General features: G+C 63.0%; 11 protein-coding genes and 1 pseudogene. 8 read left to right on the top strand and 4 right to left on the bottom strand.

Annotation, left to right across the window (positions count from 1 at the left end; genetic code table 11):
* Positions 1–228 precede the first annotated feature (228 nt).
* Both NE547_RS17295 and NE547_RS17290 read right to left on the bottom strand, forming a co-directional pair.
* On the bottom strand, positions 229–2,580 hold the full coding sequence (locus tag NE547_RS17295) for a SpoIIE family protein phosphatase (protein ID WP_256176555.1): 2,352 nt from the start codon (positions 2,578–2,580) through the stop codon (positions 229–231).
* A 217-nt stretch (positions 2,581–2,797) separates the two neighbouring features.
* Positions 2,798–3,484 carry a DUF6198 family protein gene (locus NE547_RS17290; RefSeq protein WP_256176554.1) on the bottom strand — a complete coding sequence of 229 codons (687 nt, stop codon included), beginning with the start codon at positions 3,482–3,484 and terminating at the stop codon, positions 2,798–2,800.
* A gap of 186 nt (positions 3,485–3,670) precedes the next feature.
* On the opposite strand from NE547_RS17290, the gene NE547_RS17285 reads away from it, so the two are divergent.
* The gene (locus NE547_RS17285) at positions 3,671–4,948 is read left to right on the top strand and encodes a putative zinc-binding metallopeptidase (RefSeq protein ID WP_256176553.1); all 1,278 of its coding nucleotides are present in this window, start codon (positions 3,671–3,673) and stop codon (positions 4,946–4,948) included.
* 61 nt (positions 4,949–5,009) lie between these two features.
* Here the strand turns inward: NE547_RS17285 and rd are convergent, their stop codons facing one another.
* On the bottom strand, positions 5,010–5,168 hold the full coding sequence (rd, locus tag NE547_RS17280) for a rubredoxin (RefSeq protein ID WP_186907730.1): 159 nt from the start codon (positions 5,166–5,168) through the stop codon (positions 5,010–5,012).
* Positions 5,169–5,293: 125 nt separating this feature from the next.
* On the opposite strand from rd, the gene dusB reads away from it, so the two are divergent.
* The 7 genes from dusB (at position 5,294) to NE547_RS17245 (ending at position 13,731) form a co-directional block, all read left to right on the top strand.
* Complete coding sequence (gene dusB, locus NE547_RS17275; protein WP_256176552.1) at positions 5,294–6,265, top strand: tRNA dihydrouridine synthase DusB; 972 nt, start codon at positions 5,294–5,296, stop codon at positions 6,263–6,265.
* A 33-nt stretch (positions 6,266–6,298) separates the two neighbouring features.
* Positions 6,299–6,895, top strand: coding sequence for a sigma-70 family RNA polymerase sigma factor (locus tag NE547_RS17270; protein ID WP_256176551.1), 597 nt, complete (start codon positions 6,299–6,301; stop codon positions 6,893–6,895).
* Positions 6,896–6,940: 45 nt separating this feature from the next.
* Positions 6,941–7,813, top strand: a complete 873-nt coding sequence (locus tag NE547_RS17265; RefSeq protein ID WP_256176550.1) for a zf-HC2 domain-containing protein — start codon at positions 6,941–6,943, stop codon at positions 7,811–7,813.
* Positions 7,814–8,271: 458 nt separating this feature from the next.
* Positions 8,272–10,350: an elongation factor G gene (locus NE547_RS17260; protein ID WP_256176549.1), complete on the top strand. Its 2,079-nt coding sequence runs from the start codon at positions 8,272–8,274 to the stop codon at positions 10,348–10,350.
* A gap of 802 nt (positions 10,351–11,152) precedes the next feature.
* Positions 11,153–12,064: a transporter substrate-binding domain-containing protein gene (locus NE547_RS17255; RefSeq protein ID WP_186907735.1), complete on the top strand. Its 912-nt coding sequence runs from the start codon at positions 11,153–11,155 to the stop codon at positions 12,062–12,064.
* A gap of 109 nt (positions 12,065–12,173) precedes the next feature.
* Complete coding sequence (locus NE547_RS17250; protein WP_186907736.1) at positions 12,174–12,965, top strand: amino acid ABC transporter permease; 792 nt, start codon at positions 12,174–12,176, stop codon at positions 12,963–12,965.
* 1 nt (position 12,966) lies between these two features.
* Entirely contained in the window at positions 12,967–13,731 is a 765-nt protein-coding gene (locus tag NE547_RS17245) for an amino acid ABC transporter ATP-binding protein (protein ID WP_305148560.1), read from the top strand.
* Between the two features lie 189 nt (positions 13,732–13,920).
* Here NE547_RS17245 and NE547_RS17240 read toward each other — a convergent pair.
* Positions 13,921–14,115 (bottom strand): annotated as a pseudogene (locus NE547_RS17240) (hypothetical protein); the annotation flags it as partial.

The following is a 14,115-nucleotide window of genomic DNA, read 5'->3' as shown; positions in this document are numbered from 1 at the left end:
CGGGAAAAGGCCTTTGGCCTTTTCCCGACAGAGGGATGCAGGACGGACCGGGTTCCATTTCTTGCGAAAAAGCCGCCCCGTCCGTTCTGAGGAGGATCCTTTCCGGCGCGCATTCCGCCGGAAAGGGCGGATCCTGATTTTACTTCATCGCCTGCGGACGACGGAACTCTGTGAGGCCCTCCCACGGGAGGGGTTTCGCGCCCCGGATCAGCGTCTTGGAAATCCCCCTCACCGTTTTTCCAGACGCAGCACCAGCGCGGTGCGGTCGTCGGTGGCGCCGCCATGGCCTGCGCTCTCGTCGATGAGCGCTTGTGTCAGGTCCTTGGGGCTTTCCCCCTCAAAGGCGGCAAAGCGCTGACGCACCCACAGGTCGGAGTCGCTGCCCGCTACCCCGTCGGTGACCAGCAGCACCCAGTCCCCCGCCTCCAAACGCACCTTCGCCACGTCGGGGGCGGCCCCGTCGCCCCCGGCCAGGCCGGCGGGCAGGGCGCTGCCGGTGATGCGGCTGACGGTTTTCCCCTTGCGCACATAGGTAGGGGCCGCGCCGTACTTATACACCGCCGCTTCCCCGGTAAACAGGTCCAGGCGCAGCAGGTCCACCGTGGTGAAGCCCCCGGTCTCCTCGCCCCGCAGGGCCAGGGCAGAGTTGAGGGTCTTGAGGGCGGCCTCGGGGCGCACGCCCGCCCGGAGGAACTGCTCCAGCAGGCGCACGGCAAGTCCGCTCTCCTGCCCCGCTTCCAGCCCGCTGCCCATACCGTCGCACAAAAGCACGTAGAGGGAGCCGTCGTCATGCTTGAACCAGGCCCCCGTATCGCCGGAGACCGTCTGGCCGTCCTTTTTCCGCGCAGCCACGCCGGCCACCGCCATCAGGGGCTCCTGCTCCACCAGCACCAGCCGGTCCCGCCGCCCATCCTCTTCCGCCGGACGCAGGGGGACGTTCAGCACCGCCGATAGCTTGTCCACGCTCTCCGGTTTCCGCAGGGGGGCCAGCCCCTGGCCCTCCAGCTCCAGGCGCAGGTGGCCCGCCTCGTCATAATAGGCCGCCGTCAGGCATTCGGTCCCCTGGGCGGCCAGGTACTGCCGCAGCCGGCGTTCCCGCACCGGGTCGGGCACCAGTTCCGCGCCCAGCTCCGCCGCCGCCGTCCCCAGAACGTCGGCCAGATCGCCGTACTGGCGGCAGACCGCCGAGCGGTTTTCCCGCAGACGGCTGCGGTACTGCCTGCGGTAGAGCAGGGCGGAGACCTCCTCGTTGGCCGCCGCGAGGAATTCCGGGAACTTCAGGCAGCGGTTGGCGAAATAGGCGGGGAAGTCCTCCCCTTCCCCGCGTCCCCGTTCCAGCATGGCGGGCAGGGCGTCGTTGAGGGCATTGAACGTGCTCACATAATCCCGCTGCCAGCAGGAGGACTGAAGGGGACAGCGCTTGCACACCCGGCTGGCCGCCCGGTCAAAGACGGTAGCCGCATCGTTGTCGTTGGGCGGGGTCTGCCCGAAGGCGGTGCGCAGCGCTTCGTGGAGGCTGCGGAAGGCCCCGGCGGTAGCTTCCAGCCGGGCCTTTACGTAGTTGTGGGCCCGCTCCCGGGTGTCCTGCCGCGCGTTTTGTCCGGCCACCAGGGCACCCACCTGCCGCAGCAGCGCGTCGGGCAGGATCAGGAAGAGCACCGAGGCGATGAACACCTCATAAAGCACGGGAATATTGGGCCCCTCGTTCCAGGTCCACAGCACCGCCAGGGCGTTGGAGAGCACATAGGCCAGCGCGGCGGCCAGCCTGCCCTGCCGGTGGAACACCCCCGCCATCACGCCGGAGAGGGCGTATGCCATGGAATAAAACGGCATGCCCCCGGCGGACAGGTCCATACCGATACCCGCGGCCACGCCCACGGTGGCGCCCGGTCCGATCCCTCCCTTGTAGGCGGTGACCATCACCGCCAGAGCCGCGGCGGAGCGGCCCACCGAGATGTCGCCGAAGAGGGTGATCTTGGACAGGGTGATGAGCAGGGTACCCCCCAGGATGAGCAGGCTCACACTCTGGCGCAGGGTGAGTCCCTCCTCCTCCCGCTTGCCGGTCCAAGGGGAGAAGGCGATGCGGTAAAAATAGGCCGAAGCGCCGCATAAGAGCACTTCCGTGCCGAAAAAGATCAGGTTGCCCGCCGTCCACCCCCGGTCGGACAGGTAGACGAAGCCGGTGACCGCGTCCATCAGGGCGGCCGCCGCGGGCATGAACCAGGCCCGCCGGTAAGGGCGGATATCGTAGAAGGCGAAGGATACGGAAAAAATCAGGATGGCCGCGGCCGCATACCGCAGTCCCTCCACAAAGCCCTGGAAGGATAAGTACCCCAGGCAGGCGCCCAGCAGGGCGCAGAAGCCGTCCAGCCCGGAGCCGGAGCAGGCCACCATTCCCAGCCCAAAGGGCGCGTAGCCCCCGAAGATCTCCGCCCCGGCGAGCACCGCCCCCAGCAACAGGCGCATGACGCATTCGGCAAAGCGCACCAGCGCGGGCGCGCGCAGCACCAGCCGCCCCGTCTGCCGCATTTCCTCCCGGGCCCTGGCCGCCCGCGTCTTCAGCTTCCCTTTCGCCGCCATGTCTCCACGTCTCCTTTGTCCAGGGCTTGTCCGCCCACGGTATCGGAGACAGTATAATCCTATTTTTGGGAAAAAATGGTCGCAACCTGACAGGCCTCCCCCCTCCTTTTCCCTCTCTTTTTCCTCATCGGGGTAGTTCCGGCGCCCCTTGTCAGACAAAATAAGGGCAGCCTCAAAAGCGAGGCTGCCCGATCCATTTTAACCTTGTAACGTTCCGTCAGGCAAAAAAGTCTCTCAGTTCCAGTGCATCCTTAAAGCAAAACTTAGACTCCATCATTTTGCTGCACATCCCTATCCAGGATCCATTGAGCGCAGCGCAGATAACGGTTCCAAACTTCACGCCTTCAAAATGTCCGAATCCAAAAAAGGAAAAGGATAAAAGTACCGCCAGGAAACAGCTGCAGCAATCATAAACCGTCTTTGTTTTGTGAATGTCCGTTGCGTATTTCACGGAAACTTCTTTGACAAAGAGTTCGTAAGCCTCCGGCGGAAGGTATGTATGAAAGAACAGCGAAACGCCGACAGCGCAAAACCCCATTCCAAACACATAAAGCACGATTCGTCCAACAAACGCACCGGATGGGATCATTCCAATGATCCGAATGGCTAAATCAAGGGTAAATCCATAAGAAACCGCCGTTCCAAGGGAGAGAACATACTTTATTTTCCGTCCGCGCGCGATCATGGCTATCCCAATCAGCAAGACTGCCTGCAGACAATATTCCGCCATCCCGAAGGTAAACGCCGGAACGGCTTTTGAAATTTGCAGATGCACCAAATAGGCGGGCGCCACAACCATCGACATGCCAAAATCCGCCAGTTCCATCATGGCCGTACCAAGCGCCAAAATAACCATTCCAAAGACATAAGCCAGTTCTGAATAAAACACCTTTTTACCGTTCACAGTTACCTCCTAATTTTGATACCGTTTGATACAGAAACGGAAAAAGATGTAATCCACAACGTTCAATTGATCGCCCTGCCGGAAGGCCGCCGGCAGCGGATAAGGGGCCCTTTTCCCCGCCGCTTGCAAGCGCATTCTGCACATGCTATGCTGTAGCTGCAGTTTTGGGGAAAGGAATGGCATATTATGAAAAAACGCAGACAGTTCCGGCGTGGGCTTTCGCTTTTCTGCCTGCTGGCGCTGCTGGCCGCCCCGGCGGTTCCGGCCGCGGCGGCGGAGCAGCCCGACCGCTGGGCCCAGGCAGAGGTCGCCCAGGCCGTGGAGCCGGGCCTGGTGCCCGCCGATCTGCAAAACGGCTACGGTAAGGATATCACCCGGGCGGAGTTCTGCCGTCTGGCGGTGCTCTGCCTGGAGGAGGCCGCAAGGGTCAACGGCTGGGACCTCACGCCCAGCCGGGACGTCCGTTTTGACGATACCAGCGCCCCCTCGGTGCTTACCGCCGCCGGGCTTGGCATCGTCAGCGGCAACGGCAAGGGCTCTTTTCTGCCGGACAACGGTATTACCCGGCAGGAGGCCGCCGTGATGCTCTACAACACCCTGAAGACCATGGGCGCGCCCATCGGGCCCGCCGGGGCCTCCTTCTCCGATCAGGGTTCCATCGCCGCCTGGGCCTCCGGCCCGGTATCGGCCATGGTGGGCTGGGGCGTGATGAACGGCACCGGCGCAAGCCGCCTGCACTACTCCGACGACGTTGCCTGGGACCTGTGCCGCGCGCTGGAACAGCAGATCGGCATCCAGATCTTCTATCTGCCTGAGTTCGACGATACCGTCCCCGGCGCGGTCGTGACCCACGCCACCTACGGCAGCGTCACGTTGGGCGGGGCTTACTTCCAGCAGGTCTATCAGGAGCTTTTGAAGATGAAGGAGGCCTTCGACCTCTATCCTGACGGTTTTTTGAAAGAGGTCGTGGCCAAAAAAGGCAGCCGCAGAACCCAGATCGTCCTCTTCCCCTCCGACATGGTCCTCTTCGACGGTCAGGTCAGCGGGATGGGTGGCGGCTTCCACGGAGAGCACGTATACGACGGCTCCGGCGCGCGGTGCGACCGCATCTACTATACCGGAACCGGCGACCCCTACGTCTATAGCCACGAGATGGGGCATATGGTGGTCTCTTCCGCCATGATCGCCAACGGCTGGACCGCATCCTGCAACCAATGGGTGTCCTTCACCGCAAACTCCGGTTCGGAGGGCTTCGTCTCCGGCTACGCCATGGTCAGCCGCCCGGAGGATTTTGCGGAGACCTGGGCCTACCTGTGGCATAATCGGGACCAGGTGGAGGCGATGCTCTCCACTGGGCGCTCCGAGGCCCTGCGCGCCAAGATCGCTTATCTCACCGAGGTGCTGATCAAGCAATACAAGACCGCCACCCGCGAAACCCTTCCCTGGAGCGGCATGGCCGGATAGGCCAGCGCCAAAAGGGCGCGCCTGCGGAGCTTCCGCAGGCGCGCCCTTTTGGCGCTGGGGCTTACTCCTTGGAAAATTGGTCCTTGCCCACGCCGCACAGGGGGCACACCCAGTCCTCGGGCACCTTTTCCCAGGGGGTGCCGGGGGCGACGCCGTTGTCCGGATCGCCCTCCGCGGGATCATAAATATAGCCGCACATGTCGCAAACGTACTTATCCATGGTAAAAACGCTCCTTTTCCTGATTTTTCTGATTTAGTATCTCCTGCCCACAGCGGAAAGATACCTTGCCGAACTTTGGCCGTTGTGGTATGATACATACACTTTATAACACATCGAGGTATGTTGTGCAAATCGGCAATATTACTATAAATTCCCGTCTGGCCTTGGCGCCTATGGCCGGAGTGACGGACCTGGCGTTCCGCACCGTCTGCCGGGAGCTGGGCGCGGGCTACACCGTCACCGAAATGGTCAGCGCCAAAGCCCTTTGCTATCAGGACAAAAAATCCATTCCCCTGCTGGAGCTGGGCGCAGGGGAGCACCCGGCGGCGGTACAGCTTTTCGGCAGCGACCCCTGTTGTATGGAGCAGGCGGCGGGCATTGCGGCGGAGCGTTCCGGCGCGGAGATCATCGACGTCAACATGGGCTGCCCCGTGCCCAAGGTCGCCCAGAACGGCGACGGCTCGGGGCTGATGCGCACGCCCGACCTGGCGGTCCGGGTGGCCGAGGCGGTCATCCGCGGGGCGGGCGGGCGGCCCGTGACCGTCAAATTCCGTCTGGGCTGGGATAAGGGCTGCATCAACTGCGTGGAGTTTGCAGAGGCCATGGAGCAGGCGGGCGTATCCGCCGTGGCCGTCCATGGCCGCACCCGGACCCAGATGTACGCGGGGCGGGCCAACTGGGATTACATCCGGGCCGTAAAGGAGGCCGTCTCCATTCCGGTCCTGGCAAACGGGGATGTGTTTTCTGCGGAGGATGCGGTCCACATCCTCAAATATACCGGCGCCGACATGGCCATGATCGGCCGGGGCTGTTTTGGAAATCCCTGGCTGTTCCAGCAGGCCCGCGCCGCCCTGGAGGGGCAGGAGATCCCTCCCCTTCCGCCCCTGGCCCGGCGGTGCGACACGGCGGTGCGGCAATTCCGGCTGGCTGCGGAGCACAAGGGCGAACACATCGCCTGCCTGGAGGCCCGGAAACACTACGCCTGGTATCTCAGGGGCGTCCCCCACGCGGGCTATTATAAGGAACAGATCAGCCAGGTCAGCACCCTGGCGGACATTGAGCGCATCACGGCGGGCATACAGCGGGATCTCTGCTGACCGCCCCCCCCCGGAAAGGCAGGTGAGAACGGCATGGAAACGGAGCTGGTGCTGGTCCAGCGGGCCCGGCAGGGCAGCGAGGAGGCGTTCGCGGCGCTGGTGGAGCGCAATCAGGGGCGCATCTACAGCCTGGCCCTGCGCATGACCGGCAATCCGGACGATGCGGCGGAGCTGTGCCAGGAGGCCTTTCTCAACGCCTGGAAGGGGCTGGGCCGGTTTCAGGGCGAGAGCGCCTTCTCCACCTGGCTGTACCGGCTGGCCTCCAACGTATGCATCGACTTTCTGCGGCGGGAAAAGCGCCGCGCCGCCCTGTCCATGACCGTCTCCCTGGACGATGAGGCGGCCGCCCGTCAGGCCGAGCTGCCCGACGAGCGTTACAGCCCTCACCGGCAGCTGGAACAGATTGAGCGGAGCCAGGCGATCCGGGACGGGCTGGACGCCCTCTCCCCCGAACACCGGCAGGTGCTGGTGCTGCGGGAGCTGGAGGGACTCTCCTATGGAGAGATCGCCCGCACGCTCAGGCTGGAGGAGGGCACCGTCAAATCCCGGATCGCCCGGGCCCGGCTGGCGCTGCGCAACTATCTGCTCTCCACCGGGAACTTTTCGCCCGGCCTTTCGTCCAAAGGGTAACGGTACAAACAAGGCGCACATTTCATCGGAAAGGAGGCGACCTGCATGCTCACCTGCGATCAGGCGCTGGAACGGATCAGCGCCCAACTGGACAACGAGCTTACCGACCGGGAGGAAGCGCTGCTGGAAGAGCATCTGCAAGGCTGCGCGGCGTGCAGGGCGCTCCAGACCGATTTTCAGGCGCTCCACACGGCCTTGCAGGAATCGGCCGCCGCCTGGACGGCGGAGCCGCCTGCCGCCCTGGCGCAGGATGTGATGGCGGCCGTCCGCGCCGCCAAGGTCACGCCCTTCCAGTCCAAGCGTCAGGCCTGGCGGCGGCGGTCCTGGGCCTGCGCCGCGGCCATGCTGGCGCTGGTACTCCTCGGCGGCGGGGTGCGGTTGTGGCTGAACGGCCCCCTGGCCGGCGGCGGGATGTCTGCGGGCAGCGCGGCGGCGCCGTCCGCTCTGGACGCGGCGTCCGGGGCGGCCGCGCCCCAGGCGGCCGCCCCGGAAACGGAGGCGGAATCCCGCGCCGTATCGGAGGACACGGTTACGCTGATGACCTCCGGCTCCAGCGCCGGCCCCGCGCTGCCTCCGCAGGCGGACAACGAAAGCGCTTCCCAGGAGAGCGCCGCCAAGGAAGGGGCCGGCGCCTACTCCGTATCCGGCGGGGGCGGCTCTTCCCTTCTCGAACTGGAGAGCGCACCTCCCGAAACGCAGTCCTACTGCGGCGTGCTGACTCTGCCCGCCGGCAGCGCGGTGGATCTGTCCGCCTATCCCTGCTACCTTCTGGACGGCGGCGCCTGCTATTCGGTACCCGCGGATGTCTTTACCGCCCTGACCGAGGCATGGGCAGACGCCGACGTGCGCACGGAAGGAGACGACATTGCCCCCGGCGCCGCTACCGGCCTTGTGATCCTGCCCACCTGTGCACCCTAAGTCGTTCCGCCCCACGGCCCGCCCGTGGGGCGGCTTTCTGTTTTAGCCAATTTTTTGCCGTAACCCCATTCCAAGTGGTGTATAACGGCTAAACTATAGTTCAGACTGTCGCCCCGCATAAAGCCACGCTCCAATTCAGGCAAGGCGCCCGGAAGAGGCGGTTACAAAAGGCGCGCAACCGCAGATGGTTCCCATGGGTTGCGGCTGCAAGCGCTCTCATCCGGAATATTCCCGCGTATGGCCGGCCTGCAGCCGCCTTTTTTCCTGCATATTGCAGTACGCCCAGTTGTTTTTTATCCGCGCGCGCTTTCCTGCGCGCGCCCCCGTTAACAAATACACCTTTTTTATAAAATTTCAGTTGTAAGTACCTTGGAATTAATGTATAATGACCAATAGCAGTTGCGCCGGACGACCGGGCGGCCGCTGACCGATTCCAAAAGTAAGGAGAGGAAACAAGTATGAGCTATTCCACACAAAATATCCGCAACGTCTGTCTGCTGGGGCATGGTGGCAACGGAAAGACCTCCCTGGCCGAGAGCATGCTATATCTTACCGGCGGCACGGAGCGTCTGGGAAAGCCTGCGGACGGCAATACCACCTGCGACTATGATCCGGAGGAGACCCGCCGTCAGATTTCCATCTCCACCGCCGTGGCGCCCATCGAATACAACGGCTGTAAGATCAACGTGCTGGACACCCCGGGCTACTTCGACTTTGTGGGCGAAGTCATCGAGGCCGTGCAGGTGGCCGACGCGGCCATCATCGTCTGCTCCGCCAAGGCGGGCATGAGCGTGGGCGCGGAGAAGGCCTGGAAGCTATGCCAGCAGCGCAAGCTGCCCCGGCTGCTCTATATCTCCAAAACCGACGAGGATAACGCCGATTACAACGCCGCCTTTGATACCCTGCGGGAGCGCTTCGGCAAGAACATCGCCCCTGTGGTGGCCCCCATCTGGGACGCCGACAAAAAGGTCATCGGCATCATTGACGTGCTGCACAAGCGCGCCTTTGAGGCCGGCCCCAAGGGCGAGCGCATCGAGATCGACGTGCCCGAGGACAAGCAGGGCGTGCTGGACGAGCTGTACGACGCGCTCAAGGAATCCGTGGCCGAGACCAGCGAGGAGCGGATGGAGAAATATTTCTCCGGCGAGGATTTCACCTATGCCGAGATGATCCAGGGCCTGCGTCAGGGCGTAAAGGACCTGTCCCTGTTCCCGGTGGTATGCGGCTCCGCCCTTTCGGGCCTCGGCACCCGCATGCTGCTGGACATCATCGTGGAACTGCTGCCCAATCCTCTGGAGGGCCGCCCGCTCATCGGCGAAAACGAGAAGGGCGAGTTGGATGAGTTTATCCCCTTCCCCGGGGCCCTGCCCGCCGCGCTGGTGTTCAAGACCGTCTCCGATCAGTACGGCAAGTATTCCTATGTAAAGGTCATCTCCGGCAACCTGAAGCCCGATATGCAGCTGGTGGACTCCCGCACCGGCGCCACTGAGAAGGTGGGACGCCTGTATGTGATGAAGGGCAAAAAAGCCGACGAGGTCAAGGAGCTCTCCTGCGGCGACATCGGCGCCATCGGTAAGATGGACAAGGTCAAGACCGGCGATACTCTCTCCGACCCCCGCAAGGTGGTCAAGCTGGAGCCCATCCCCTTCCCCGAGCCCTGCTATTCCGTGGCCATCGCCCCCAAGTCCAAGGGCCAGGAGGACAAGATCGCCGGCGGCATGACCCGCCTGAACGAAGAGGATCTGACCTTCAGCTGGGTCAACAACGCGGAGACCCACCAGATGGTGGTCTCCGGCACCGGCGATATGCAGATGGACGTTCTGGTCTCCCGCTTGAAGAGCCGCTTCGGTGTGGACGCGGAGCTCTCCGAGCCCCGCGTGGCCTACCGTGAGAAGATCCGCAAGAAGGTGGAGGTCCAGGGCCGCCACAAGAAGCAGACCGGCGGCCACGGCCAGTTCGGCGACGTGTGGATGCGCTTTGAGCCCGGCGATACCGAAGAGCTCCAGTTCTGCGAGGAGGTCGTCGGCGGCGCAGTACCCAAAAACTACTTCCCCGCCGTGGAAAAGGGCATGCGCGAGGCCGTCCTTCACGGCGTACTGGCGGGCTATCCTGTGGTCAACCTGAAGGCCACCCTGTTCGACGGTTCCTATCACCCCGTGGACTCCTCCGAAATGGCCTTCAAGACTGCGGTGCAGATCGCCTACAAAACGGGTATGCCCCAGGCCTCTCCCACCCTGCTGGAGCCCATCGGAGCGCTGAAGGTGACCATCCCCGACAACTATATGGGCGACGTGATCGGCGACCTGAACAAGCGCCGTGGCCGCGTTATGGGCATGAACCCGGACGGCGAAGGCAACCAGATCGTAGAGGCGGAGGTCCCGATGGCTGAGATGAGCCGCTATGCCATCGACCTGCGGTCCATGACGCAGGGCCGCGGTTCCTTTACCTTCCGCTTCGTCCGTTATGAGGAGGCGCCTCCGGCCGCTCAGGAAAAGGCCATCGAGGCCGCCAAGGCGATTCAGGACGAGACCGACTAAACAACACGGCGGCGGGTGTGCTGCAAAATAGCATTTCGAGATGTTCTCTGAGGGAAAACAGGATCTGGAATTGCCGTACCGGCAATTCCAGATCCTGTTTTCAAGGGATCGTTTTTCTGTTTTATAACCGGCCCAGGCGGCTTGCCTTGATGTCAAATACGCTCAGTGGAGGTTTTCTCACACCCGGCCCAGAACCGCGGCGTCGGCCAACGTGATGGTGTATCCATTGAAAGCCGATGGTTCCGTTTCGGGGCAGGCCGGTGATGGTACAATCCCCGGTGAGGATCCGGGTACACCTCGCTTCAATGGTGACCGCGGCGTTATCCGCCGTGGTGGTAATGGTGGCAGCGGAGCGGTTGACCACCGTTCCGCTGCCGCACCGTGCCGGTCAAATGGAGGGAGGCGGTCTCTTCGCCCGCAGTGAAGGCGCTCCCTATCGGCTGCGCTTATTGCAGCATTCAAAGCAGAAGTTCGGCTGAACGAGTTGCAGCGGAGCTGTGCCTCTGCGCCGCGCCTCTCCTTTGACAAGTCGCCAAAGGTGCGCTTCCATTTTCCTTCCGCCCTGTGTAGTTCTCTGAAATTGCTGTTGTTGGCTTGACAAAAACGAATTGCCGGAGTAAGATGCTTGCAAATCGAGACGTTCCGATCGTTCCAAGCTCCCTCAAAAACAGAAAACGTGCTATCGCAGATGATAGGGGCGGTTCTTCCGCCTGCACAGTCGCCATGGATCCTTCCTTTGGAAGGTTTTCATGGCGTCTTTTGTTTTTCCGGGAAACACAAAATGGAAGGAAGTTTGATCCCAATGAAAGGCAAGACTTTGCTCACACTTGCGCTGGCCCTGACCATGACCCTGTCTCTGGCCGCCTGCTCCAGCGGCGGCTCCGCGTCTGTCCCCGCCCCGGATGCCTCTGCACCGATGGCCGCCGCGCCGGAAAGCGCCCTCACGCCCAAGCTGGTGGAGGACGGCGTGCTGAAGGTGGCCATGGAGTGTGCCTACGCGCCCTTCAACTGGACGCAGGCCGACGATTCCAACGGCGCGGTCCCCATCTCCGGCACCTCCGACTACGCCTACGGTTACGACGTCATGTTCGCCAAGAAGATCGCCGAGCATCTGGGCTGTGAACTGGAGATCGTCAAGATGGAGTGGGACGCTCTGATCCCTGCCCTTCAGTCGGGCAGTGTGGACGCGGTCATCGCCGGTCAGTGCATTACCGCCGACCGGGCCGCCCAGGTGGACTTCTCCGATCCCTATTACTACGCCTCTATCGTGTGTCTGGTGAAATCGGACGGCGCCTATGCCGGCGCCGCCGGCATCAGCGGCTTCAGCGGAGCCAAGGCCACCAGCCAGCTGGGCACCGTGTGGTACGACGCCTGCCTGCCCCAGATCCCGGACGTTACGGTTCTGCCCGCCCAGGAATCCGTGCCCGCCATGCTGGTGGCCCTGGACTCCGGCGCCGTGGACCTGGTGGTCACCGATCAGCCCACCGCGCTGTCCGCCTGCAAAGCCTACCCCGCCATGAAAATGCTGGAATTCACCGGCAGCGGCGACGATTTCGACGTCTCCGAAGAAGAGACCAACTTCGGCATCTCGGTCCAGAAGGGCAACGCCGGCCTGACCGCCGCCATCAACGAGGTCCTGGCCGCATACACGGCCGATGATTACACCGCCATGATGGACCAGGCCATCGAGGTGCAACCTCTGAATCAGGAGTAACGCCCCCTTCCCTCTCTTCCGCAGCGCTTCCCCCGGGCCGAACGCGCCCCTCCCGCGCAGGGCCGGGCGTTTCGGTCTGTGTTCAATGACGAAAAAGGAGCAAGAGTTCATGGACAGCATCCTTCAATTCCTTTCCGACTGCGGTACCGTCCTCAGCCGGTACGGCATCTCCTTCCTCCGCGGCGCCGGCCTGACCGTGGTGCTGGCGGTAGCATGCACCGCCATCGGCTGCGTCATCGGCTTTGGCGTGGGGCTGATCCGTTCCATCCCCACCCAGCCCGGCCAGCCGCCGCTCCAGCGGGGGCTGCTGCAGATGGCGCGGGCCGTTTTGGCCGTCTATGTGGAGTTTTTCCGGGGCACGCCCCTGATGCTCCAGGCCATGTTCATCTTCTACGGCTCGGCCTATGCGTTTCACCTCCATATGGACACCTTTCCCGCCGGCATCTTCATCCTCTCCATCAATACCGGCGCCTATATGGCGGAATCGGTCCGGGGCGGCATCCAGGCCGTGGATCCCGGCCAGATGGAGGGCGCCAAAGCCATCGGCATGACGCATATGCAGGCCATGTTTCACGTCATCCTGCCCCAGACCCTGCGCAATCTGGTTCCCCAGATCGGCAACCACTTTATCATCAATTTGAAAGACTCTTCCATGCTCTCGGTCATCAGCGTCACAGAACTTTTCTTCTCCTTCAAATCGGCGGCCGCCGCCGTGTACCTCTATTTCCCGGCCGCCTTTCTGGCCATGCTTCTGTACCTGATCATGACCCTGGTCTCCGCCCGGCTGCTGCGGGTGTGGGAGCGCAGCCTTTCCGGCGCGGAAAACTACGAACTGACCGGCGATCCCTTTTCCCTGGATGCCGGCGGCGCGGGGCCAAACGACAAGGAGGCGACGGTTTAACATGGATCTGCTGCCAAAACGGGATCTGCGCCATCCCCTGCTGCGCATCGAACATCTCTCCAAATCCTTCGGCGCCCATGAGGTCCTGCGGGACATCGACTTCACCGTCTACCGCGGCGACGTGATCTCGGTCATCGGCTCCTCCGGCTCAGGGAAATCCACGCTGCTGCGGTGCGTCAACCTGCTGGAGACGCCCTCCAGCGGCGAGATCCGTTTCCACAGCTCCAATATCCTGTCCCCCGGCATCAACGTACCCGGCTACCGGGCCAAGGTGGGCATGGTCTTTCAGAGCTTCAACCTGTTTGACAATATGAGCGTGCTGAAGAACTGCGAGATCGGCCAGCGCAAGGTGCTGGGCAGGGGCGCAGAGGAGGCCCGGGAAAAAGCCATGCACTATCTGCGCAAGGTGGGCATGGCGCCCTACGTGAACGCGCTGCCCCGCCAGCTCTCCGGCGGCCAGAAACAGCGGGTGGCCATCGCCCGGGCGCTGGCCATGGAGCCGGAGGTGCTGCTTTTCGACGAGCCCACCTCCGCCCTGGACCCCGAAATGGTGGGCGAGGTGCTGGAAGTCATGCGCAATTTGGTGCGGGAGGGGATGACGATGATCGTGGTCACCCACGAGATGGCCTTTGCCCGGGATGTGAGCAATCACGTGGTCTTTATGGCCGACGGTGTGATCTGCGAGGAGAGCGACCCCATCCGCCTGTTCTCCGCCCCCAAAAACAAGCGCACGCAGGAGTTTCTCTCCCGGTTTCTCCAGCAATAAGCGCGCCTGGCCGCAGCGGCGAAACGCTGCGCGGCCCTCCTGCGGGAGATATTCTGAAACGCTGTGGGGCGCCAGGCTGTCGAAAACCCCTCCTGGAGAAGAGCCTCGCAGAGTTGAGTCGTCCGCAGACGGTGGAAGGAAAGGATGTTCCGTCATTTCCGGCGACATGCGCGTCGGAAATGACGCCTCTCATGACGGACAGGGCGACTTTTCTGCAAGGATCGAGCCCTGTCCGTCATGCATCCCTCTGTCGAAAAAGGCCTTCGGCCTTTCGTTTTTTCCATGGAGCACCGGAAAGGCCGCATCCAGGCGGACGGCGGTTATTCCGGCGGGGGCGATCACCAGCAGACCATGCAGGCCGCGGTCCGGAGAGATGACAGCCGG

The organism is Flavonifractor sp. DFI.6.63 (assembly GCF_024462255.1).
In the GTDB taxonomy this organism is placed as follows: domain Bacteria; phylum Bacillota; class Clostridia; order Oscillospirales; family Oscillospiraceae; genus Lawsonibacter_A; species Lawsonibacter_A hominis.
This window is presented reverse-complemented; position numbering and strand designations above follow the sequence as displayed.